The sequence below is a fragment of the Thioalkalivibrio sp. ALR17-21 genome (assembly GCF_000420185.1).
GTDB classification, from domain to species: domain Bacteria; phylum Pseudomonadota; class Gammaproteobacteria; order Ectothiorhodospirales; family Ectothiorhodospiraceae; genus Thioalkalivibrio; species Thioalkalivibrio halophilus.
This window is the reverse complement of sequence record NZ_ATUL01000005.1, coordinates 137,677-159,784: the sequence shown is the minus strand read 5'-3', so window position 1 is coordinate 159,784 and position 22,108 is coordinate 137,677. Positions and strand designations below refer to the sequence as shown.

The window sequence follows — 22,108 nt, the reverse complement described above, 5'->3', positions numbered from 1 at the left end:
GCGCGCACGGCGTTGCGGCTCCCTTGTGCAGAATGACTGCACGGCGGTCGCCGCGCCTTGTTCGCACGCAAAAGCGACTCGAGCGCGAGCGTGTACATTGATCAGTGTTTCCCTAGACTCCGGATCGATACTCATAAGAAGGCAAAAGGACGCGACATGCTGATTATCGAATTGATTTCGGCTCGGTGGCCGCACTGAAATCCGCCCGGGGATCCTCCACCGTGGCGCTGGTCACCGCCTCCGGCATGATCACCATCTACATCCAGGGCCTGATCTTTGTCTGAACGACTCCGGGTCGTCGTTTGCCCGGACAGCTACAAGGGCAGCCTGGAGGCCGAGGACGTGGCCGCCGCCATGGCCCGCGGAGTGCACGCCGCCCGACCGGATGCCCGGGTACGCTCCCTGCCCATGGCGGATGGCGGCGAGGGCACGGCGCGGCTGGTCAGCCACACCCTTGGCTGGGCCTGGCACCTGTCGGATGTGACCGACCCCACCGGCGCCCACTTGAGCGCCGGATGGGGCTGCGATCACCGCGAACAGCGGGCCGTGATCGATGTCGCCTCCGCCTGCGGGCTGGACCGGATCCCCGACGACCGGCACGACCCCTGGCAGCTCCACAGCTTCGGCGTCGGCGAACTGATGCGGGCGGCCCTGGACGCCGGCGCCGAACACCTGATGATCGGCCTCGGCGGCAGCGGCACGGTGGATGGCGGCGCCGGCATGCTGGCGGCCCTGGGCGTGCGCTTCCTGGATGCCGAGGGGCACGCACTTGCGCCCCACCCCGCCGGCCTGGCCGGTCTCGCACGGGTCGCTTTCGACGCGCTGGACCCGCGCCTGGGCCGCATCGACATCACCGTGCTGAACGATGTGGACAACCCCCTGACCGGGCCGCATGGCGCGGCGGCGGTATTCGGCCCGCAAAAGGGCCTGAAGGCGGCCGACATCCCGGCGATGGATGGGCACATGGAGCACCTGGCGCGTTGCATTGATGCCGCCGGGCACCTCCATCGTCCCACCGACACCCCGGGCGCCGGCGCCGCCGGTGGGCTCGGGTTCGCACTGGACTGCGTCCTCGGCGGTAGCGCGCGCATGGGCGCGGGCTACCTGGCCGAACTGATCGGGCTGGACGCCGCGATCCGCGAGGCCGATCTGGTCATCACCGGCGAGGGCCAGCTGGACGGCCAGACCTCGCACGGCAAGGTGGTAGCAGAAGTCGTGCGCCGCGCCCGAGAACTGCGGGTTCCGGTGGTGGCGATCGCCGGCTCCATCGCCTGCGACGAGGCCGGGATCGGCGCCTTCGGCCTGAGCGGCGCCCGCGCCCTGTGCGACGGCAGCATCACCCTGGACCAGGCCCTGGCCCGCCCCGCACACTACATCGCCGAGCGCACCCGTGCCCTGATCGAGGCGGCCGAGCCGGGTATCCGACCGTGAATCAGCGGAATGCTCCCGTCTGAAAGGAACGTGTTCGGTTGATCCGGGTCCGACTCGCAGCACGGATCGATACGAACCCAAAGGAAGACCCCATGACCAAGCACGACGACGCGCTTTTTCGCCCCTATGTCCTCGGCCCGCTGGAGTTGCCGAACCGGGTGCTGATGTCCCCGCTGACGCGCTCGCGCGCCGGGCAGCCAGGCGACGTACCCACTGACCTGAACGCCGAGTACTACGCGCAGCGCGCCGATGCTGGCCTCATCATCAGCGAGGCGACGCAGGTCTCGCCGCAGGGCAAGGGGTATGCGTTCACCCCGGGCATCCACTCGCCGGAGCAGGTGGACGGATGGCGCAAGGTCACCGAGGCCGTGCATGGCGGCGGGGGACGCATCCAGGCGCAGCTGTGGCACGTCGGCCGCATCTCGCGCCCGGAGCTGCAACCCGACGGTCAGAAGCCAGTCGCCCCTTCCGCCATCCAGCCGGAGGGCGCCTATACCTTCATCAGTGCCGAATCCGGCATGGTTGAAGTACTGGAGCCGCGCGCGCTGGAACTCGACGAGTTGCCGGGCATCGTGGAGCAGTATCGCCAGGGCGCGCAGAATGCCAAGGCGGCGGGCTTCGACGGCGTGCAGATCCACGCCGCCAACGGCTACCTGCTGGACCAGTTCATCCGCAGTGGCAGCAACCACCGCACCGACGCCTACGGGGGCTCGGTGGAGAACCGCATCCGTCTGCCGCTGGAGGTGGTGCGCGCGGTGATCGAGATCTGGGGGGCGGAGCGCGTGGGCATCCGCGTGAGCCCGACCGGCAGTTTCAACGGCATGCACGATGACGATCCGCTGGCGACCTACAGCGCCTTCGCCGAGGCCCTGGATGCCACCGGCATCGCCTACATCGAGGTGGTGGAGGACTCCTTCCAGGGCAACCACGAATCCGGCCGCCCGGAATCCATCATCGACGCGATCCGCGCGCGCTTCAGCCATACCTACATCGGCAACGGCGCCTACACCGCCGAAGAGGCACGCCAGCGCATCGACGCCGGCCGCTGCGACCTGGTCACCTTTGGCCGCCCGTTCATCGCCAACCCGGACCTGCCCGAACGCTTCCGCCAGGGCGCCCCGCTCAACGAGTGGGACGAAGCCACCTTCTACGGCGGCGACGAACACGGCTACACCGACTACCCGGCGCTATCCGACTGAAACCGGCCCCCTTCGCGCATCCCCTCCCTGGCTCGCACCACTGTGCACCCCCGAATCCGCCCCGCGAGGATCTGCTCGCCGCAGGGTGCGGACCGCGGCCCGAAGACTCTGGCCATGATCCACCACCAGGCGAACCATCCGCTCTCGACCACGGGGCCTCATTAAGGCATTTTGATGAAGGTTCACGGGGCGTCCTCCCTGGAATGGCCAGGTCGGCCAACTCGGCATCCTTCGGAGTCGCCCCGTGGACACCCTGTTGAGAGATCACACCTGGACTCCCGTCGATCAGGCCCCACGAGGAAATGCGAATGAACCGGTACGGCGGATGCAACGGTCCGGTCCTGCTGCTCGGCCTGCTGGGGGTACTGCTGGCCCTGCCGGCCGCGGCCGGTCAGGCCTTCGTGAACATCGGCACCGGCGGGGTCACCGGGGTCTACTACCCCGCCGGCCAGCACCTGTGCCGGCTGTTCAATGCGGCGCGCGACGAACACGGCATGCGCTGCACCGCCGAGAGCACCGGCGGCTCGGTGTTCAACCTGAACATGATCCGTTCGGGCGACATGGACTTCGGCGTGGCCCAGTCGGACCTGCAGCACCACGCCTACCACGGCAGCGGACGCTTCGAGGCCTTCGGCCCGGCGCGTCACCTGCGGGCGATGTTCAGCCTGCACCCCGAACCGCTGACCCTGGTGGTGCACCCGGATTCCGGCATCGAAAGCCTGGATGACCTGCGCGGCCAGCGGGTGAATATCGGCAACCCCGGTTCGGGTCAGCGCGCGATGATGGAAGAACTGCTGGACGAACTCGGCTGGGACCACGACACCTTCGCCCGGGTCGCCGAACTGCCCTCGCGCGAACAGGCCCAGGCGCTGTGCGACAACCGCGTGGATGCCTTCGTGTTCTCGGTCGGGCACCCGTCGGCCGCGATCCAGGAACCCATCGCCACCTGCAACGCCCGGCTGGTCTCGCTGGAGGGCGAAGCCATCGACCGGCTGGTAAACGAAACCCCGTATTACATGGCCGCCGAGATCCCGGCCCGGACCTATCCCGGACAGGAAGACACCATCCGTACCTATGGCGTGGGCGCGACCCTGGTCACCTCGGAGCGCACCAGCAACGAGGCCGCCTACGCCCTAACCCGCGCGGTGTTCGAGAACTTCGACACCTTCCGCGGTCTGCACCCGGCGTTCGCGGGACTGGAGCGCGAGGCGATGGTCGACGAAGGCCTGTCCGCGCCGCTGCATCCGGGGGCGCGGCGCTATTTCCGCGAGGCAGGATGGATCCATGACTGAGCCCGAACGCACACCCCCGCAATCCGCCGCCCCGCAGGAGATCGAGACCGGTGCGCGCCATCCCGGAACAGCGACGCGCAGCCTGATCTTCGTGGTCGCGGTCGCGTGGTCGCTGTTCCAGTTGTGGATCGCCTCGCCGCTGCCGGATGCGCTGGACTGGTTCACGGTGTCCGACACCGATGCCCGGGCGGTGCATCTCGCGTTCGCGGTGTTCCTCGCCTTCCTGCTGTTCCCGGCGTTCCGGCCCACCGCGCGGTGCACCCTGCCGACGCGCGCCTTCGGCATTGCCTATGGCCTTGGCGGGCTCGCCCTGCTGGCACTGGGCGCGTGGCAGGTCGCCGGGCTGGAACGTCTGGGCGAGGTCTACGCAGCGCTGGGCGCGGCCCTGCTGGCGGTGGCCTGGCCGCTGCTGCGCGGGCGCGATCCGCTGGACCGGGTCCCGGCGTTCGACTGGCTCTATGCGGCGGTCGCCGCGTTCAGCGCGCTGTATCTGTACCTGTTCCACGAAGCCCTGGGCCAGCGTGCCGGCGCACCCACCGAAGTCGATCTGATCGTCGCCGGGATCGGCCTGATCCTGCTGCTGGAGGCCGCCCGGCGGGTGCTGGGGCCGGCGCTGACCCTCATCGCGGCAATCTTTCTGTTCTACACCTTCGCCGGGCCGCTGATGCCGGACATCATCGCCCATCGCGGCGCCAGCTACCCGCGCGCCATGGCCCAGCAGTGGCTGTCCAACGAGGGGGTGTTCGGGATCGCCCTGGGGGTCTCCACCAGCTTCGTGTTCCTGTTCGTGCTGTTCGGCGCGCTGCTGGAACGCGCCGGGGCCGGCGACTACTTCATCCGCGTGGCCTTCGCCCTGCTGGGGCATATGCGCGGTGGCCCGGCCAAGGCCGCGGTGATCGCCTCGGGCATGACCGGACTGGTCTCCGGTTCCTCGATCGCCAATACCGTGACCACCGGCACCTTCACCATACCGCTGATGAAACGCGTCGGCTTCCCCGCGCACAAGGCGGGGGCCATCGAAGTCGCCAGCTCGGTCAACGGCCAGCTGATGCCGCCGGTGATGGGCGCAGCCGCGTTCCTGATGGTGGAGTACGTGGGCATCACCTACGTGGAGGTCCTCAAGCACGCCATCCTGCCGGCCCTGATCGCCTACATCGCGCTGCTCTACATCGTGCACCTGGAGGCCTGCAAGGGTGGCATGGAAGGCCTGCAGCGCGCGGTCGGCGGGACCCTGCGCGGGCGTCTGATCGCCTTCGGCCTGACCCTGAGCAGCCTGATCATCCTCGCCGCCGCGGTGTACTGGGGTCTGGGCTGGATCAAGGACGTGGCGGACGAGCGCGCCGCCTGGATCATCGCCGGACTGCTGTTCGCGGCCTATCTGGTGCTGCTGTGGATCGCCGCGCGCGAGCCGGACCCCGAGCCGCTGGACACCGACCGCCCGCTGCCACGCATCGGCCCCACGGTGCTGGCGGGCATGCATTTCATCCTGCCGCTGGTGGTGCTGGTCTGGGCTCTGGTGGTGGAGCGCCTGTCCCCCGGCCTGGCCGCGTTCTGGGCGGTGGCCTTCATGATCTTCATCGTACTGACCCAGCGGCCGCTGGTGGCCCTGTTCCGCCGCAGCGGCGGCCTGCTGCAGGCCACCTGGGCCGGAATCTGGGAACTGTTCAACGGGATCGCCACCGGCGCGCGCAACATGATCGGGATCGGGGTGGCCACGGCGGCGGCCGGAATCATCGTCGGCACGGTGGCGATGACCGGGCTCGGCCTGGTGCTGACCGACGTGGTCGACACTCTGTCAGGCGGCAACCTGCTTCTGGTCCTGCTGCTGACGGCCGTGATCAGCCTGATCCTGGGCCTGGGCCTGCCGACCACGGCCAACTACATCGTGGTGGCCACGCTGATGGCCCCGATCGTGGTCGAGCTGGGGGCCCAGAACGACGTCCTGATCCCGCTGATCGCCGCCCATCTGTTCGTCTTTTACTTCGGCATCATGGCCGATGTCACCCCGCCGGTCGGCCTCGCCTCGTTCGCCGGCGCGGCCGTCGCGAAGGCGGACCCGGTGCGCACCGGCCTCCAGGCCTTCGCCTACAGCCTGCGTACCGTGGCCCTGCCGTTCTTCTTCATCTTCAACAGCCAGCTGCTGCTGATCGGGGTGGACAACGTGTTCCAGCTGGCGCTGGTGTTCTTCGGCTCGCTGGCGGGGATCCTGGCGTTCACCGCGGCCACCCAGGGCTGGTTCCTGACCCGCAGCCGCTACTGGGAGTCCGCCCTGCTGCTGGTGGTGGCCTTCACCCTGCTCGCACCCACCGTGCTGATGGACCGCATCGCGCCGGCCCATGTCAGCGAGGACCCGGCGACCCTGACCGAGGTAGTGGACGCAGCCCCGGAGGGGGCGAACCTTCGCCTGCGGGCCACCGGCCTGGATCTGGAGGGACGCGAGGTCACCCGCACGGTGATGTTCCCGCTGGGCGAGCGGCGTGACGACCCGCTGGAGCGCCTGTCCGAGGCCGGTCTGGACGTGGATCCGGAGGAAAGAACGCGCATCCGCACGGTTGCTTTCGGCAGTCCCGCCGCCCGCGTAGGCTTGGAAGGCGGCTGGGAGATCACCGCGGTGCTGGTGCCCACCGACCGGCCGAGCCCGTACTGGTTCTATCTGCCGGCGCTGGCCCTGGGGCTGGTGGTGGTGTGGAACCAGCGCCGGCGCGATCCGCCTGCGGGCCCCGGCCCGGCAACGGCGGCGCCGACGCTCCCGGCCTGAACCGCGCGGGGCCGACCCCGACCGGCCGGATGCCGAACGCACCCGCGCGCCGCCACCCGAAACCCGCGGGAGACCGATGTCCGAGACCGCCGACTACAGCCAGGAACTCGCCCGCACGGTCCGCGAGGCCGCCGATGGCGGCCGCCGGCTGTGGATCGCCGGGGGCGGGACCCGGTCGGCCATCGCCCGCCCCGACCCCCTGCCGGGTGACGTCGAGTCCCTCGATGTGACCGCACATCGCGGCATCACCCATCTCGCCCCCAGCGAACTGGTGGTCAGCGTGCGGGCCGGCACTCCGCTGGCCGAACTGCAGGCCGAGCTGGCCGCAGTGGGCATGATGCTGCCGTTCGAGCCGGGGGATCCCGGGCCGGGCGCCACCGTGGGGGGCATGGTAGCCACCGGGCTGTCGGGTCCGCGCCGGCCGTGGACCTCCAGCCTGCGCGATGCCGTACTGGGCACGCGCGTGATCAACGGCTCCGGCGAGATCCTGCGCTTCGGCGGCGAGGTGATGAAGAACGTCGCCGGCTTCGATGTCTCGCGCCTGATGGCGGGCAGCCTGGGCGGTCTCGGGGTCCTGCTGGAGGTCAGCTTCAAGCTCCTGCCGCGCCCGGCGCATGAACAGTACCTGCAGCGCGAGCTGGATGCCGCCGGCTTCATCGAAACCTGTCGCGAGCTGGGTCGTACGGCCCTCCCGCTGTCCGGACTGGCCTGGAGTGGCGGCTGCATGTACCTGCGCCTGAGCGGCGGGGAACAGGCGGTCACGGAAGCCGCGGAGCGCCTGGGCGACGCGGCTTGCGTGGAAGACGAAGGGTTCTGGCGCGGCCTGCGCGACCACCGCGCGGACCTGTTCGGGCCCGACCCACTGCCCGGCGAACGCCTGTGGCGCATCACCGTGCCCCCGGCCACGCCCCCGCTGGAGCTGCCCGGCGAGTGGCTGCTGAACTGGGGCGGCGGGGAACGCTGGCTGCGCAGCGAGGCCGAGCCGGCACGGGTGCGCGCCGCAGTGGAGGCCGCCGGCGGACATGCCCGCATCTGGCACGGGGACCCGGCCGGCGCACCGCGCCTGCATCCGCGCGGCACCGCCCTGGAGGGGCTGGAAGCCCGGGTGCGGCAGGCCATGGACCCCGAAGGCGTGTTCCACAGTCCGCTGCTGCCCGGATCCCCGCCCCGCGCCACCGGCACCTGAAGCGAGCACTCCCATGGACACCCGTATCCACGAACGCTACGCCGACGACCCGGCCGCCCGCATCGCCGCACAGGCCCTGCGCAACTGCGTCCACTGCGGTTTCTGCAACGCGACCTGCCCCACCTACCAGGAACTGGGCGACGAGCTGGACGGCCCGCGCGGACGCATCTACCTGATCAAGCAGGTGCTGGAACAGGGCGAGGCCGACACGGCCACCGGCCGCCACCTGGACCGTTGCCTGACCTGCCTCAACTGCATGACCACCTGTCCCTCCGGGGTCAACTACGCGCATCTGGTGGAATTCGGCCGCGAGGCGGTGGAACGCGACGTCCCGCGCGGCTGGCGCGAACGCCTGCTGCGCGCGGCCCTCAAGCGCACGCTCCCGGCCGGGTGGCCGTTCCGCCTGGCCCTGGGCGCCGGGCGCCTGGCCCGCCCGTTGCTGCGGGGCGAGCTGCGGGCCAAGGTGCCGGCCGCCCTTCCGGCCCCGCCGCGTCCCGGGCGACCCGCCGGCGCCCCGGTGCTGCAGGGCGGGGCCGTACCCTTCGAGCACGGCCGCGTACTGCTGCTGGCCGGCTGCGTGCACGATGCCATCGACGCCCGCATCAACGCGGCGTTCGAGCGCCTGATGGCCGCACGCGGCATCGCGGTGGAACGGGTCTCCGCCGCGCGCTGCTGCGGCGCGGTGGAACATCACCTGAGTGATGCGGACCGCACCCGCGCCCGCCTGCACGCCAATCTCGACGCCTGGGCACCGGCACTGGATCGCGGGGTGGACGCGGTGGTCTCCACCGCCAGCGGCTGCGGCGCGATGCTGCGCGACTACGCCCACCTGCTGGACCGTGACAACGAATACCGCGAGCGGGCGCGCGAACTCACCGCGCTGGTGCGCGACCCGGCCGAGCTGTTCGACGCCGACACCGTCCGTGCGCTGGGGATCGAGGTCACCGGCGAGGACCGCCGGATCGCGTGGCACACCCCCTGCACCCTGCAGCACGGCCAGGGCCTGGCCGGACGCGTGGAACCGCTGCTGCGGGCGGCCGGCTGCGAGGTGCTGCCGGTCGCCGAGGGGCATTTGTGCTGCGGCTCGGCCGGGACCTATTCCATCACGCAGCCGGCCATGGCGCGGCAGCTGCGCGACCGCAAGCTGGGAAACCTGGAGGCCGCGGCCCCGGCGCGCATCGTGTCGGCCAACATCGGCTGCCTGAGTCACCTGCAGTCGGGCACCGAGCGCGGGGTGGAACACTGGCTGAGCCTGCTGGACCGCCACCGCCGGGAAGGGTGACCATGAACCGGCGCGGGGAACTCCCGCCGCGCGGTGGGGGCGCTTGCCCGCACCCCGGGCGGGGCCTACATTCGCGCCATCCGATTCCCGAGTACTGCAGAAGGTTAAATCATGACCACCTCCTCCTTTCTTCCGCCGCAACGCACCCTGATGGGGCCTGGCCCCTCCGACGTGAACCCGCGCGTGCTGAGCGCGATGAGTCGCCCGATCATCGGCCACCTGGACCCGGTGTTCGTCGGCATGATGGAAGAGATGAAGGGCCTGCTGCAGTATGCCTTCCAGACCGAAAACGCGCTGACCCTGCCGGTCTCCGCCCCCGGCTCGGCCGGCATGGAGACCTGCTTCGTGAACCTCGTCGAACCGGGGGACAAGGTCATCGTCTGCATCAACGGCGTGTTCGGCACACGCATGAAGGAGAACGTCGAACGCTGTGGCGGCACCGCCGTGGTGGTGGAAGATGACTGGGGCAACCCGGTCTCCCCGGACAAGGTCGCGGACGCGCTCAAGGGCAATCCGGATGCAAAGATCCTCGCGTTCGTCCACGCCGAAACCTCCACCGGCGCGCGCTCGGACGTCGAGACCCTGTGCCGGCTGGCCCGTGAGCACGACTGCCTGACCATCGTAGACTCGGTGACCGGCCTCGCCGGGAGCCCGCTGTACGTCGACGACTGGGGCGTGGACGCGATCTATTCCGGCACCCAGAAATGCCTGTCCTGCACCCCCGGCCTGTCGCCGGTCAGCTTCAGCCAGCGCGCGGTGGACCGCATCCAGGCGCGCAGCCACAAGGTGCAGAGCTGGTTCCTCGACCTGAACCTGGTCATGGGCTACTGGGGTGGCGGCAGCAAGCGCGCGTATCACCACACCGCCCCGATCAACGCCCTGTACGCTCTGCACGAGTCACTGGTGATCCTGCAGGAAGAAGGCCTGGAAAACAGCTGGGCGCGCCACTGCCGTCACCACGACGCTCTGCGCGCCGGCCTCGAGGCCATGGGCCTCGAATTCCTGGTGGCCGAGGAACACCGTCTGCCGCAGCTCAATTCCGTATATGTCCCCGAGGGCGTGGACGAGGCGGCGGTGCGCGGCGAGCTGCTGGAACGCTACGGCCTGGAGATCGGTGCCGGCCTGGGGCCGTACGCCGGCAAGGTGTGGCGCATCGGCCTGATGGGCTATGGCGCGAACGAACGCAACGTGCTGACCTGCCTGTCCGCTCTGGAGGCGGTACTGGCGGATCGTGGTGTGGTGGAACCCGGCCGGGCGATGGCGGCGGCGCGTGCGGCCTATGCCCGCATGGATGCCACCGACAGCACCGGCTGAACAAACGACCCGAGGAGGCTTTGATGACCCTGAGCGAACTGCTGAACTACCTGGATCGGCACATGGACACGGAATTCCTGGACGGCGATGCCGCCGGCACCCTGGCAAAGGCCCGCAACGGCGAACACAAGGACCCGATCGTGGCCGAAATCCTCACCGCGCTGATGGACGGGGCCGGTGCCGACGGCCCCGACACCACGCTGGAGCGTGCCGAGGCGGTCAAGTCGATCGGCCCGGTGCGCCTGAAGTACATGGCCGACGATGCCCCGGTGGAGGGTTTCCGCCTGGTGGAGAAGACCATCACCACCATCGATGCCGCCTACAACGAGGAGGCCCTCGCCGCCCGCGGCTGACCCGGACCCGCGTCCGTGGTCAGGTGATCCGCCGGAGCATGCCGCGCCGGCGGAACACCCGGGCGAATACCCGCCCGGTGTGGTACCAGTGCAGCAGCCAGGCCTCGCGCCACAATACCGGTCCCCGGGCAGCATGACGGCCGGGCTCGGCGGGGCACGGCTGCAGGTGCAGACCCAGCCCGCGCGCGATCGCCAGCGCCCGGGCCAGGTGATAGCGGCTGGTCACCAGCACCGCCGGCGGATCGTCCGAGCCGGCGCTCTCCTCGCGCATCAAATCGCGCGCATGGCGCAGGTTCTCCAGGGTATGCGTGGAGCGGTCCTCGATGCGGATGCGCGCGTTCGCGACGCCCCGTTCACGCAGGAACGCCGCCCCGGCCGCCGCCTCGCTGGGCCCCTGTGCCGCGGTCTGCCCGCCCAGCAGCAGCACCCGGGCTTGCGGATGCCGGCGCAGCAGCCGCAGCGCCCGCAGCAGCCGCAGGCGATATCCGGGGGTCGGATGCTCCTCTTCCAGCTGCATCCCCGCCACCAGCACGGTACCCACCTCCCGCGGCCGGCAGGCTGCATGCGCGGTGCAGCGCACGCCGTGCCACGCCAGCAGCAGGCTGATCCCCAGGGTCGCCAGGATCACGACCTGCGACAGCGCGAACATCGCCAGCCCGTCCGCACCCACGCGCTCCAGGGTTACCCGGCGATGCTGCGCCAATGTGACCTCCATGATCAGGATGAGAATGATCGGCATCCGGGCCTTGCCGAAGGCTGACACAACCCGACGCCGGAGTAACACCTTCGTTTGAAGGGTACCAAGCCCGGGGTCTTACCGGTATCATCGCCCCCGACCAGGGACATCAGGGGGAAGTTATGGGGGCGCAGACGGCATTCGAGCAGGAAGTCGCCCGATTGATCGTGGACAGCCTGAACCTCGAGGAAACGGCGCCGGAGGACATCGAGCCGGAGGCCCCGCTGTTCCGCGAGGGTCTGGGGCTGGATTCTATCGATGCCCTCGAGCTGGCTCTGGCGATCGGTCGCGCGTATGGCGTGCAGATCCGTTCGGACGACGAGGACAACCTGCGGATCTTCGCATCCCTGCGTGCGCTGAGCGAACATATCGAGGCGAACCGGACGTCCTCGTGACGGCACGGCCGGCCGCTGCGGTCGCGCTGGCCTACCCGGTGTCAGTGATCGCCGGGCAATGGGTCGAGCTGCAGCCGCTGCCGCTGGTCCTGCTGACGCTGCTGGTGTTTCTCGCCGTGGCCACGTCGCTGCGCCCGCGGGCACGCATGCTGCTGGGCACGGGGCTGCTGGCGGCGCTGGCCCTGTTCGGTCTGACCCCGGCCGGCGAGTGGCTGATCCACGCGGTGCCGGTGCTGGTCCCGGGCCTGATCGCGGCGCTGTTCGCGCGCTCGCTGCGGTCCGGCTCCACGCCACTGATCACGCGGTATGCCCTGGAAATGGGGGCCTCGGACAGCCCCGCGGTCCATCGCTATACCCGGGTCATCACCGCCATCTGGGCGAGTACCTGCGCCCTGCTGGCGCTAGTGTCCGCCGGACTGTCGCTGTTCGCGCCGACGACCGTATGGGCGGTCGTGGCCAACGGCCTGAACTATCTTCTGCTGGGAGTCCTGTTCATGCTGGAATATCCGCTGCGTGCCCGCTTCCTGCCGGATGAACCCCGTGACGGGTTTCTCGCCTATCTGATGGAACTGGCGCGGGCCGATCATCGACGTCTCCTGAGGCAGCCATGAGCGAAGCCGCTGCCCTCGCCTGCCCGCTGCTGACGGACGCCGACACGCCTCTGGCCCGGGTCGGCGGACGCCCGGTGTCGCGCGCCGCCTGGCTGGCCGACGTCCGCGAACTGGCCGCCCGCCTGCCCGAGGCGCCGGCGGCCTTCAACCTGTGCGAGGACCGTTACCGGTTCTCGGTCGCGTTCGGCGCCATCCTGCTGCGCGGACAGATGAACCTGCTGCCGCCGGCGCGCGGGCGCACGGTGCTGGGCGAGATCGCCCGTGGCTATCCCGAAGCGGTCGCACTGGTGGACTCCTGCGAGGAGGACTTCCCCCTGCACACCCTGGCGGTCAGCGCGCGTGGCGACGCCGGGGGCGGGAACGAAGACCGTCCCGCGGACATCCCGATGATCCCCCGGGATCGCACTGCGATCCTCGGTTTTTCATCCGGCTCCACCGGGACGCCCACCGCCCATCCACGACGCTGGGGGGATCTGGTCGCGGTCACCAAGCAGGCGCTGCAGCGCCTGAAGCTGGACCGCACCCCCGGGCATACCCTGGTCGCCACCGTGCCGCCGCAGCACATGTACGGGCTGGAGTCCACGGTGCTCCCGGCCCTGCTGGGCCCCAATACCCTGCTCGCCGAACGTCCGTTCTACCCTGCCGACGTGCACGCGGCACTGGAGCGCGAGACCGGTCCGGTGCTGATCTCCACGCCTTTCCACCTGGGGACCTGCCTGCGTTCCGGCCAGTCGGCCCCGTCCGCGCCGCGCCGCATCCTCTCCGCCACCGCACCGCTGGAAGCCAGCACCGCGAAGGAGCTCGAGGCGCACTTTGGCGCCCCGGTCAACGAGATCTACGGCTGCACCGAGGCCGGTGCCATCGCTTCCCGCCGCACGGTCCGGGAACACCACTGGACCCCGTACCCGGGTGTGCATGTCCGCGCCGACGGCGATGCCTCCGGTCTGGCTCTCGCGCATGGTCCGCAGCATCGCGAGCCGGTTCCCCTGCCGGACTGCATCGAGGTCGCCGAGGATGGCCGCTTCCGCATGACCGGACGCCTGGCCGACATGCTCAATATCGCCGGCAAGAGGGCCTCGCTGGTCGAACTGAATCGCCACTTGCAGACCCTCCCCGGAGTCGAGGACGGGGTGTTCATTCCGCCCGCAGACAGTTCGGATGCCGCCGGGATCGCCCGGCTGGCGGCGCTGGTGGTGGCCCCGGAGCTGAGCGAGACCGACATCCTGGAGCAGCTCGCCGAACGCCTCGACCCGGCGTTCCTTCCGCGCCCGCTGGTGAGGGTGGAGCGCCTGCCGCGCTCGACCACCGGCAAGCTGCCGCGTCAGGCACTGCTGGAGCTGCTTGCCAGCCACGGGGAGCCCGTCTGAGATGCCCACCCTGACCAGTCAGCCCCGCCGGGTCCCGCAGGACCACCCGGCACTTCCGGGTCATTTCCCCGGGAACCCCGTGGTGCCCGGCGTGATCATCCTGGAACAGGTGCTGGACGCGGCCGGAGAACTGGGGCTGGCCGCCCCCGGCCGGTTCCCGCAGGTGAAGTTCGTGGCGCCGCTGCACCCCGAAGCACCGTTCCGCGTGGAGATCGACGAGCCCGGGCGCCGCGGCTCCCGGGCCTTCCGCTGCGTACTCGATGACGGGTCCGCCACCCTGCTGTGCGCGGGACAGCTGGACCCCGAACCGCCGGCCGACCCGTCATGAGCGGGGACTGGCGCGCTCAGGAGGAACGCGGCAGTCCCCTCGCCCTGCGCATCATCCTGTGGGTCGCGCTGCGCCTGGGACGCCCGGCCGGGCGCCTGCTTCTGTACCCCATTACCGCCTATTTCCTGCTGCTGGCACCGCGCGCCCGCCGCCACAGTCGGCAGTATCTGCGGCGGGTGCTGGGGCATCCGCCGCGCGTACGCGATGTCGCCCGCCACCTGCACAGCTTCGCTGCGGTGATCCTCGACCGGGTGTTCCTGCTCGCCGGGCGCGAGCAGGCCCTGGATATCCGCGTGCACGGCGCCGACATCTTCCACCAGGCACTGGACTCCGGGGACGGCGCGATCCTGCTGGGGGCCCATCTGGGCAGTTTCGAGGCCCTGCGGGCGCTGGCCGTGGGCCATCACGACTTCCCCGTCCGGGTGCTGATGGATGCCGACCACAACCAGGTGATCACCCGCCTGCTGGATTCGCTCAACCCCGAGGTCGCGCACAGCGTGATCCCGCTGGGGCGTACCGACACCCTGATCCGCGCCCGCGAGGCGGTGGAACGCGGCGAGATGGTGGGCATGCTGGGCGATCGGGTGGTGGAAAACGATCGCACGGTGGAGTGCGAATTTCTCGGCGACCGCGCGGTCTTCCCCATGGGCCCGATGCTGCTGGCGACGGTGCTGAAGGTGCCGGTGATCCTGTGTTTCGGACTCTATCGCGGCGGCAACCGCTACGATATCGTCTTCGAACACTTTGCCGACGCGATCGAGGCGCCGCGGGCACAACGCGACGCGGTGCTGCAGGACTGGACCTGCCACTATGCCCGGCGCCTGGAGGCCCATGTGCGGGACGCCCCGTGGAACTGGTTCAACTTCTATGATTTCTGGCATGACGACTGACCATCACCGCACCCGCGGGCCCGCCCGGCTCGCATGGCTGGCCCTTCTGCCCCTGCTGTGGCTGCCGCTGCCGGCCGCCGCGGACACGCTGGATGCGATCCTGGCGGCCCTGAGCCTCGACGCGCCCGCGGAGATGGCCTTTCGCGAGGTCCGCCAGGACCCGATGCTGCAGTCGGAGGACCGCCAGAGCGGCCGCATCGCCTTCGAGCCCCCGGATACCCTGATCCGCGAGACCGACGGCCGGCGCGGCGAGCACGTGCGCATCGAGGGCCGCGAGCTGACCCTGACCCGCGGCGATTCGGTGCGCGAGATCCGTCTGGACGAACAACCCGGGCTGGAGGCCTTCGCCGGGCTGTTCCGCAGCCTGCTGCAGGGCGACCGCGAGGCCCTGGAAGCGGGCTTCGAGGTCGAACTGGACGGCGATCTCGACGCCTGGGAACTGGAGCTGCGCCCGCGCGACCGCGCGCTGCGCCGGGCGATCATCGAGATCACCATCCGCGGCCGCGAAGGCGAGATCCGGCGCATGGACACCTGGGAATCCGGCAACCGCACCAGCCGCATGCATTTCGAAGCCCCGGCATCCGGCGACCCCTCCAGCGAACGCGACTGACCGCGCATGTCATCCCTCCCCTCGCGCGCCGCGGTCACGCTGTGGCTGGCCGGCCTGCTGATCGCGGCCCTGGTCCTGGCCCTGCGCGGCGAGATGGCCACCGACCTGGGACGATTCATGCCCGACCCCGGAGCCGAGGCCGGGCTGCCGCTGGACGTCGACGCCGGGCCGGGCGCCCGCCAGCTGCTGCTGGCCATCGAGGGCGGCGATGCCGCACGGCGGGCCACGGCCTCCGACGGACTCGCCGACGCCCTGCGCGGGGATCCGGCGGTCGCCGGCGTCCACAACGGACGCGGCGATTTCGACCCCGAGGCGCTGGAAGCGATCCTCGACCTGCGCTACCTGCTGAGCCCGGCGGTCACGCCCGAGCGCTTTTCCCGGGAACACCTGGACAGCGCGTTCGCCGAGCGCCGCGACGACCTCTCCAGCGCAGTACCCGCGATGCCGCGCGAGCTGATCCCGCGCGACCCCACCGGTGAACTGCTGGAACTGGGCGAACGCCTGCGCGACCCGTTCGGCAACGCCATTCGCGGCAAGCACGGCGTATGGACCGACCCGGCGGGCGAGCGGGCCCTGCTGGTCGTGCGCATCGCGCCCGAGGCCGCGGGCCTGGAGGAACAGACGGAACTGCTGCAACGCGTCGACCGCGAGTTCACGGCCCTGGCCGCCGATGAACTGAATCTGCTGCAGGCCGGGCCACCCGCCATCGCCGTGGAATCGCGCGAGCGCATCCGCGCCGAGGTCACCGCCTTCAGCCTGGCCGCCTCGCTGGCGCTGGCGGTGCTCTTGCTGGTGGTCTTCCGCCACCCCCATCCGGTGTGGCTGGCGGCGATCCCGCTGGGCAGCGGGATCCTCGCCGGCGCGGCCGTGGTCACGCTGGTCTTCGGCCATCTGCACGGGATCGCGCTGGCCTTCGGCATCACCGTGCTGGGGGTCGCGCTGGACTATCCCCTGCATCTGTTCGCACACACCGGCCGCCGGGGGGCCGCACGGGTCGCCGGGGAACTGTGGCCGGCGCTGGTGCTGGGAGCCGGCTCCACCGCGCTGGTCTACGCGCTGATGGCCGCGACCTCGTTCCCCGGCATGGCCCAGCTGGGTCTGTTCGTGCTGACCGGGATCCTGGTCGCCGCCGCGGTGACCCGCTGGGTCCTGCCGGCCCTGCTACCACGCGGCGCACGCGAACGGGGCCTGCCGGAACCGCGGCTGCCCCTGCCCTCGCTGCGACCGCGCGGACAGCGAGCGGGCCTCGGTCTGCTGCTGGTGGCGGTACTCGCGGCGCTGGCCGTGCTGCTGAGCCGCGACCCCTTCCCGTGGAACGACCAGCTCACCGCGCTCAATCCGGTGCCGGAGGAGGCCATCACCCTGGATCGCGAACTGCGCGACGCGCTGGGGCTGCCGGACGTGCGCCATCTGGTGCTGATCCGGGGGGAATCCGCCGACGCCGTGCTGCAGGCCGCGCGCGCGCTGGACGAACCGCTGGAGGCGCTGCGCGACGCGGGGGCGATCACCGGTTTCGACCATCCCGCACAGATCCTCCCGGATACCGCGACCCAGCGCGAACGCCAGGCGGCCCTGCCCGAGCGCGACACCCTGGCCGAACACGTGGAAAGGGCCGTGCGGGACCACGGCTTTCAGGCCGAGGCCTTCACGCCGTTTCTCGACGACGTGGAACGCAGTCGCGAGATGGATCCGGTGACCCCTGCCAGCCTGCCCGACGGGCCGCTGCGCCAGGCGCTGGAACCGCTGCTGCTGGCCCCGGGCGAACATTCGGCGGCGGGACATGAACGGGCCTGGATCGGACAGGTGCTGCTGCGCGGGCTGAGCGACGCCGGCGCCGTGAGCGGGCATATCGACCGCCACGGCGCGACCGCCGGCACACAGGTCGAACTGGTCGACCTGCGCACCACCACCGAGGCCATGGTCGCGGATTTCCGCAAGGCGGCCCTGACTCGCCTGGCCCTGGCCGCGCTGGCGGTCACCGCCCTGCTGTGGCTGCTGACGCGCGATCCCGGGCGCAGCCTGCGCATCGTGACTGCAGTCGCGGCCGGCTTGCTGCTGACTACCGCCAGCCTGCTGCTGCTCGGGATCGAGCTGACCCTGTTCCACCTGATCGCATTGATGCTGGTGATCGGGCTGGGGCTGGACTACGCGGTATTCCTCGGCCGCCCGGGCGCCATGGAACCGGACGAGGCCCGGCGCACCCGCCGCTCGGTGACCCTGTGCGCCCTGTCCACCGGTCTGGTTTTTGCTCTGCTGGCCCTGTCCAGCCTGCCGGTGCTGCGTGCCCTGGGTCTCACCGTGGCCCTGGGCGTGGTATTTTCCTACGTGGCGGCCCTGTTGCTGGCCCGCCCCGTGAACCCGCCCCCGACGCCCGAGGCCCCCGGCCCCGGGCCGGGGTTGTTGCGCTCGAGGATCAAACCGTCTCCATGAATGCCCTGGCCATTACCGCCCACACCCAGACCAGCGCCGCCGGCACCGGCAACGCCGCGGGCGCGGCCGCGCTGCGCGCGGGCCGCAGTGGCCTGCGCCGCTGCGATCTGCCCGACGTGGACCTGGAGACCTTCGTCGGCCGTGTCGAAGGCCTGGAAGATCACCTGCTGGAAGGCGAGCTGGCGCCGTTCGACTGCCGCAACAACCGGCTGGCCGAACTCGCCCTGCAGCAGGACGGCTTCCTCGCCGCGGTGGATGCCGCGATACGTCGCCACGGCGCCGACCGGATCGCGGTGCTGCTGGGCACCAGCACCTCCGGGATCGCGGCCACGGAGGAGGCCTATCGGCGGCGCGATCCGGAGACCGGCGCCCTGCCCCCCGACTACGACTACCGCCACACCCAGAACATGTATTCGCTGGCGGACTACGTGGCCACGCGCCTCGGTCTGAGCGGGCCGGCGATGGTGGTCTCCACCGCCTGCTCCTCCAGCGCCAAGGTGTTCGCCGATGCCTGGCGCCATCTGCGGGCGGGGGTCTGCGACGCGGCCATCGTCGGCGGGGTCGACTCGCTGTGCGGGATGACCCTGTACGGCTTCAACGCCCTGCAGCTGGTGGCCCCCGAGCCCTGCACCCCGCTGGACCGGCAGCGGCGCGGGATCTCCATCGGCGAGGCGGCGGGCTTCTTCCTGCTGGAACGCGCGGAGGATGGCCCGGCGGACGCCCCGCGCCTGACCGGCCACGGCGAATCCAGCGACGCCCATCACATGTCCGCGCCCCACCCCGAGGGTGCGGGCGCCGCACGGGCCATGCGCGAGGCCCTGCAGCGCGCCGGGCGCGAAGGACACGAACTGGACTACGTGCTGATGCATGCCACCGCCACCCCCGCCAACGACCGCTCGGAGGCGCGTGCGCTGGCCGATGTCCTGGGCCCGCGGGCACGCTGCGCCGGCACCAAGGGCCTCACCGGCCACACCCTGGGCGCGGCCGGGGCGGTGGGCGCGGCCCAGGCCCTGGCCAGTCTGGCCGGCGGCTTCGTGCCCGGCACCGCCGGACTGACCGACCCGGACCCCGAACTGGGTCTGGATGCGCGCGCGGCCAGCGAAGAACGCCCGGTGCGCCGGGTGCTGCTCAACGCCTTCGGTTTCGGGGGCAACAACTGCTCGCTGCTGCTGGAGGCCCCGTGCTGAATCCCGTCGGCATCCACGCGGTCGGGCTGATCGGGCCCGGGCTGGCGGATTTCCCGTCGGCGCGGGAGATCCTCGCCGGGCGCGAGGAGCACCTGTACGCACCGGTGCAGATCCCGCCCACCAGCCTGCTTCCGGCCAACGAACGCCGTCGCACCACACAGACCATCCGTCTGGCCCTGCGTGCGGCAGAGGAGGCCAGCGAGGGCGGTGACCGCACGTCGATGCGCAGCGTGTTCGCCTCCTCCAGCGGCGACATGGACATCATCGACCGCATCTGCGAGGCGCTGACCCACCCGGACCCGGCGGTCTCGCCCATGCAGTTTCACAACTCGGTGCACAACGCCCCGGCCGGCAACTGGTCCATCGCCACCCGCAACCCGGCCCCGGCCACCGCCCTGTCCGGCTTTACCGGCACGGTGGCCGCCGGGCTGCTGGAGGCGGTCACCCTGCAGCTGTCCGAGGGCGGGGAGGTCCTGGTGGTCTCCTACGACGTCCCGTCCATGGAGCTGTTCCGCACGGTCCGTCCGGTCACCGAGAATTTTGCCTTTGGCCTGCGCCTGGGACCGGTCGCGGGCGCGCAGTGGCAGCTGCGCCTGGACCCCGGGGGGAACGGTCCCGATACCCCGTGCCGGGCGCCGGCGCTGGAAGCCCTGCGCGCCACCAACCCCGCGGCCCGGGCCCTGCCCCTGCTGGAACGTCTGGCCGGCGCCCACCATGACGCAGTGGTCCTGGAAGCCCCCGCCGGGCGGGTACTCGGGCTGCACGTGGAGGAAACCACGCCATGATCCTGGACGCCGCCGCCATCCGCGAGCGCCTGCCGCATGCCGGGGCGATGAGCCTGCTGGACGAGGTGGTCGCCCACGATGCCGACCGCATCCACTGTCGCGCCCGTTCGCACCACGATCCGGACAACCCGCTGCGCAGCGAACCCGGCCTGCACGCCCTGGCGGCACTGGAATACGGCGCCCAGGCGATGGCCGTGCACGGCAGCCTGGGCGCGGCGGACAGCGCACCACCCCGCGCGGGCTATCTCGCTGCAGTGCGTGACCTGCAGATCCACGCGCGGCGCCTGGACACCGTCGAAACCGCACTGGACATCCACGCGCAGCGGGTGATGGCCGACGCCCACAGCTCGATCTACGATCTCGCCGTGGAAGCCGGCGGCGAACGCCTGCTGGCGGCCCGCGCCACGGTCATCCTGGAATCCGGAGAAACCCCATGACGCGACGCGCACTCGTCACCGGCGGCAGCGGCGCCATCGGCGCGGCCATCGCCCGGGATCTCGCCGCCGCCGGCTGCGAGGTCTTCGTCCATGCCAACCGCAATACCGACGCCGCCACGAGCATTGCCGAACAGATCCGCGCCGACGGCGGGCGGGCCGAGGTGCTGGGCTTCGACATCACCGACGCCGACGCCACCCGCGCGGCGCTGGAGGCCGAGATCGCCCGCGGCCCGTTCCAGATCCTGGTGCACAACGCCGGGATCCACGACGATGCCCCGCTGGCCGGCATGACCCCGGAACAGTGGCGCCGACCGCTGGAGGTCTCGCTGCACGGCTTCTACAACGTGATCCAGCCGGCGCTGCTACCGATGATCACCACCCGCTGGGGCCGGGTCATCGCGGTGACCTCGGTGGCCGGTGTCACCGGGAACCGCGGCCAGGCCAACTATGCCGCCGCCAAGGCCGGGCTCCACGGGGCGATCAAGTCGCTGGCCCAGGAGGTCGCCAGCCGCGGCATCACCGCCAACGCGGTCGCGCCCGGGATCATCGAGAGCCCGATGAGCGAATCCGCGTTCGATGCCGACACCATCCGCCGCATGGTGCCCATGCGCCGCGCCGGCGAGCCCGCCGAGGTCGCCGGGCTGGTGGGCTATCTCGCCTCCGAGGCCGCCGGCTACGTCTCCGGGCAGGTCATCGGCATCAACGGTGCTCTGGCCTGATGCCCCGGACCGCGCAACCATGACCGAGCCCGTCGTGTTCGCCGTGATCCCGGCCCACAACGAGGCCGCGACCATCGAGGCGGTGGCCGCCGCCACGCGGGAGCAGGTCGATCGGGTACTGGTGGTGGACGACGGCTCCGCCGACGACACCGCCACCCTGGCGGCCACCCATGCCGAGGTCCTGCGCCTGGAACCCAACCGCGGCAAGGCCGGTGCCCTGTGGGCCGGGATGCAGCAGGCGGTGGCCGAGGGCGCCGACGCGGTCGTCACCCTGGACGGCGACGGCCAGCACGACGCCAAGGAGATCCCGGCGCTGATCGCCGCGTGGCGGGAACAACCCCGCCACCTGATCCTCGGTGCCCGGCTGAAGGAACGCGAAAGCACCCCGCCGCTGCGCCTGTTCGGCAACCGGGTCGCGGATTTCTGGATCGGCTGGGCCTCGGCGCAGCCGCTGCGCGATTCGCAGTCGGGCTTTCGCCTGTACCCCGCCGATCTGCTGCGGCAGATGCGCATCCCCCACGGGCGCGGCCGCTCGTTCGTGTTCGAGAGCGAGGCGCTGATCGCGGCCGAACGGCACGGCTTTCCGGCGCGTCTGGTACCGGTACGCTGCATCTATCCCGAGGATCGCCGCCCCAGCCATTTCCGGCCGGCGGCCGACACCCTGCGCATCATCTTCATGGTCGCCGGTCATCTGCTGCGCCGCGGGATGCGCCCGCTCGGGCTGTGGCGCTCCCTGCGCCGGCCGACCGTCGAAGACCCCGTGGAAAGCCCCTGATCCTCGCCCTACACTCAAGGATC

General features: G+C 70.9%; 21 protein-coding genes. 20 read left to right on the top strand and 1 reads right to left on the bottom strand.

The window, feature by feature from the left end:
* Window positions 1-276 precede the first annotated feature (276 nt).
* The 8 genes from G020_RS0104360 to G020_RS0104320 all read left to right on the top strand — a co-directional run bounded on the left by G020_RS0104360 (window position 277) and on the right by G020_RS0104320 (window position 10,815).
* On the top strand, window positions 277-1,431 hold the full coding sequence (locus G020_RS0104360; protein WP_029681201.1) for a glycerate kinase: 1,155 nt from the start codon (window positions 277-279) through the stop codon (window positions 1,429-1,431).
* A gap of 92 nt (window positions 1,432-1,523) precedes the next feature.
* Complete coding sequence (locus G020_RS0104355; protein WP_024328788.1) at window positions 1,524-2,630, top strand: alkene reductase; 1,107 nt, start codon at window positions 1,524-1,526, stop codon at window positions 2,628-2,630.
* A 308-nt stretch (window positions 2,631-2,938) separates the two neighbouring features.
* A complete protein-coding gene (locus G020_RS0104345) occupies window positions 2,939-3,922 on the top strand; it encodes a TAXI family TRAP transporter solute-binding subunit (RefSeq protein WP_024328787.1) in 984 nt (327 codons plus the stop codon).
* On the top strand, window positions 3,915-6,680 hold the full coding sequence (locus tag G020_RS0104340) for a TRAP transporter permease (protein WP_024328786.1): 2,766 nt from the start codon (window positions 3,915-3,917) through the stop codon (window positions 6,678-6,680). Before G020_RS0104345 ends, G020_RS0104340 begins: the two co-directional genes overlap by 8 nt.
* A gap of 76 nt (window positions 6,681-6,756) precedes the next feature.
* Window positions 6,757-7,866: a glycolate oxidase subunit GlcE gene (glcE, locus tag G020_RS0104335; RefSeq protein ID WP_024328785.1), complete on the top strand. Its 1,110-nt coding sequence runs from the start codon at window positions 6,757-6,759 to the stop codon at window positions 7,864-7,866.
* 13 nt (window positions 7,867-7,879) lie between these two features.
* Window positions 7,880-9,148: a glycolate oxidase subunit GlcF gene (gene glcF, locus G020_RS0104330; RefSeq protein WP_024328784.1), complete on the top strand. Its 1,269-nt coding sequence runs from the start codon at window positions 7,880-7,882 to the stop codon at window positions 9,146-9,148.
* A 111-nt stretch (window positions 9,149-9,259) separates the two neighbouring features.
* Complete coding sequence (locus tag G020_RS0104325; protein WP_024328783.1) at window positions 9,260-10,462, top strand: alanine--glyoxylate aminotransferase family protein; 1,203 nt, start codon at window positions 9,260-9,262, stop codon at window positions 10,460-10,462.
* Window positions 10,463-10,485: 23 nt separating this feature from the next.
* Window positions 10,486-10,815 (top strand): hypothetical protein, encoded by a 330-nt coding sequence (locus G020_RS0104320; protein ID WP_018946938.1) that lies wholly within the window; start codon window positions 10,486-10,488, stop codon window positions 10,813-10,815.
* A 19-nt stretch (window positions 10,816-10,834) separates the two neighbouring features.
* On the opposite strand, the gene G020_RS0104315 is transcribed toward G020_RS0104320, so the two are convergent.
* A complete protein-coding gene (locus tag G020_RS0104315) occupies window positions 10,835-11,554 on the bottom strand; it encodes a YdcF family protein (protein WP_051130318.1) in 720 nt (239 codons plus the stop codon).
* Between the two features lie 119 nt (window positions 11,555-11,673).
* Between G020_RS0104315 and G020_RS0104310 the strand changes: the two genes are divergently transcribed.
* The 12 genes from G020_RS0104310 to G020_RS0104255 are packed head-to-tail and all read left to right on the top strand — an operon-like array spanning window position 11,674 to window position 22,085.
* Complete coding sequence (locus tag G020_RS0104310; RefSeq protein WP_018870250.1) at window positions 11,674-11,946, top strand: phosphopantetheine-binding protein; 273 nt, start codon at window positions 11,674-11,676, stop codon at window positions 11,944-11,946.
* Window positions 11,943-12,557 (top strand): ketosynthase, encoded by a 615-nt coding sequence (locus tag G020_RS0104305; protein ID WP_024328781.1) that lies wholly within the window; start codon window positions 11,943-11,945, stop codon window positions 12,555-12,557. The genes G020_RS0104310 and G020_RS0104305 overlap by 4 nt, the downstream gene beginning before the upstream one ends.
* A complete protein-coding gene (locus tag G020_RS0104300) occupies window positions 12,554-13,924 on the top strand; it encodes an AMP-binding protein (protein ID WP_024328780.1) in 1,371 nt (456 codons plus the stop codon). The genes G020_RS0104305 and G020_RS0104300 overlap by 4 nt, the downstream gene beginning before the upstream one ends.
* A 1-nt stretch (window position 13,925) precedes the next feature.
* Window positions 13,926-14,252, top strand: a complete 327-nt coding sequence (locus tag G020_RS0104295) for a hypothetical protein (protein WP_018946934.1) — start codon at window positions 13,926-13,928, stop codon at window positions 14,250-14,252.
* Window positions 14,249-15,142 (top strand): lipid A biosynthesis acyltransferase, encoded by an 894-nt coding sequence (locus tag G020_RS0104290; RefSeq protein ID WP_024328779.1) that lies wholly within the window; start codon window positions 14,249-14,251, stop codon window positions 15,140-15,142. Before G020_RS0104295 ends, G020_RS0104290 begins: the two co-directional genes overlap by 4 nt.
* Entirely contained in the window at window positions 15,132-15,752 is a 621-nt protein-coding gene (locus tag G020_RS0104285; RefSeq protein WP_018870255.1) for a LolA-related protein, read from the top strand. Before G020_RS0104290 ends, G020_RS0104285 begins: the two co-directional genes overlap by 11 nt.
* Before the next feature lie 6 nt (window positions 15,753-15,758).
* Window positions 15,759-18,182 carry an MMPL family transporter gene (locus tag G020_RS0104280; protein ID WP_024328778.1) on the top strand — a complete coding sequence of 808 codons (2,424 nt, stop codon included), beginning with the start codon at window positions 15,759-15,761 and terminating at the stop codon, window positions 18,180-18,182.
* Window positions 18,179-19,369, top strand: a complete 1,191-nt coding sequence (locus tag G020_RS0104275; RefSeq protein ID WP_024328777.1) for a beta-ketoacyl-[acyl-carrier-protein] synthase family protein — start codon at window positions 18,179-18,181, stop codon at window positions 19,367-19,369. Before G020_RS0104280 ends, G020_RS0104275 begins: the two co-directional genes overlap by 4 nt.
* The gene (locus G020_RS0104270; protein ID WP_024328776.1) at window positions 19,366-20,154 is read left to right on the top strand and encodes a beta-ketoacyl synthase chain length factor; all 789 of its coding nucleotides are present in this window, start codon (window positions 19,366-19,368) and stop codon (window positions 20,152-20,154) included. Before G020_RS0104275 ends, G020_RS0104270 begins: the two co-directional genes overlap by 4 nt.
* Window positions 20,151-20,591, top strand: a complete 441-nt coding sequence (locus G020_RS0104265) for a hypothetical protein (RefSeq protein ID WP_024328775.1) — start codon at window positions 20,151-20,153, stop codon at window positions 20,589-20,591. Before G020_RS0104270 ends, G020_RS0104265 begins: the two co-directional genes overlap by 4 nt.
* Window positions 20,588-21,310, top strand: a complete 723-nt coding sequence (gene fabG, locus G020_RS0104260) for a 3-oxoacyl-ACP reductase FabG (RefSeq protein WP_024328774.1) — start codon at window positions 20,588-20,590, stop codon at window positions 21,308-21,310. The genes G020_RS0104265 and fabG overlap by 4 nt, the downstream gene beginning before the upstream one ends.
* 19 nt (window positions 21,311-21,329) lie before the next feature.
* Window positions 21,330-22,085, top strand: a complete 756-nt coding sequence (locus G020_RS0104255) for a glycosyltransferase family 2 protein (protein ID WP_024328773.1) — start codon at window positions 21,330-21,332, stop codon at window positions 22,083-22,085.
* Window positions 22,086-22,108: the final 23 nt, after the last annotated feature.

Excerpts from the sequence above, each read along its gene's own strand:
- G020_RS0104290 (WP_024328779.1), top strand. The coding sequence starts at position 14,249 with ATGAGCGGGGACTGGCGCGCTCAGGAGGAACGCGGCAGTCCCCTCGCC.
- G020_RS0104340 (WP_024328786.1), top strand. The coding sequence starts at position 3,915 with ATGACTGAGCCCGAACGCACACCCCCGCAATCCGCCGCCCCGCAGGAG.
- G020_RS0104285 (WP_018870255.1), top strand. The coding sequence starts at position 15,132 with ATGACGACTGACCATCACCGCACCCGCGGGCCCGCCCGGCTCGCATGG.
- G020_RS0104355 (WP_024328788.1), top strand. The coding sequence starts at position 1,524 with ATGACCAAGCACGACGACGCGCTTTTTCGCCCCTATGTCCTCGGCCCG.
- G020_RS0104275 (WP_024328777.1), top strand. The coding sequence starts at position 18,179 with ATGAATGCCCTGGCCATTACCGCCCACACCCAGACCAGCGCCGCCGGC.
- G020_RS0104315 (WP_051130318.1), bottom strand. The coding sequence starts at position 11,554 with ATGCCGATCATTCTCATCCTGATCATGGAGGTCACATTGGCGCAGCAT.
- fabG (WP_024328774.1), top strand. The coding sequence starts at position 20,588 with ATGACGCGACGCGCACTCGTCACCGGCGGCAGCGGCGCCATCGGCGCG.
- G020_RS0104255 (WP_024328773.1), top strand. The coding sequence starts at position 21,330 with ATGACCGAGCCCGTCGTGTTCGCCGTGATCCCGGCCCACAACGAGGCC.
- G020_RS0104325 (WP_024328783.1), top strand. The coding sequence starts at position 9,260 with ATGACCACCTCCTCCTTTCTTCCGCCGCAACGCACCCTGATGGGGCCT.
- glcF (WP_024328784.1), top strand. The coding sequence starts at position 7,880 with ATGGACACCCGTATCCACGAACGCTACGCCGACGACCCGGCCGCCCGC.
- G020_RS0104345 (WP_024328787.1), top strand. The coding sequence starts at position 2,939 with ATGAACCGGTACGGCGGATGCAACGGTCCGGTCCTGCTGCTCGGCCTG.
- G020_RS0104300 (WP_024328780.1), top strand. The coding sequence starts at position 12,554 with ATGAGCGAAGCCGCTGCCCTCGCCTGCCCGCTGCTGACGGACGCCGAC.
- G020_RS0104295 (WP_018946934.1), top strand. The coding sequence starts at position 13,926 with ATGCCCACCCTGACCAGTCAGCCCCGCCGGGTCCCGCAGGACCACCCG.
- G020_RS0104320 (WP_018946938.1), top strand. The coding sequence starts at position 10,486 with ATGACCCTGAGCGAACTGCTGAACTACCTGGATCGGCACATGGACACG.
- glcE (WP_024328785.1), top strand. The coding sequence starts at position 6,757 with ATGTCCGAGACCGCCGACTACAGCCAGGAACTCGCCCGCACGGTCCGC.
- G020_RS0104280 (WP_024328778.1), top strand. The coding sequence starts at position 15,759 with ATGTCATCCCTCCCCTCGCGCGCCGCGGTCACGCTGTGGCTGGCCGGC.
- G020_RS0104265 (WP_024328775.1), top strand. The coding sequence starts at position 20,151 with ATGATCCTGGACGCCGCCGCCATCCGCGAGCGCCTGCCGCATGCCGGG.
- G020_RS0104310 (WP_018870250.1), top strand. The coding sequence starts at position 11,674 with ATGGGGGCGCAGACGGCATTCGAGCAGGAAGTCGCCCGATTGATCGTG.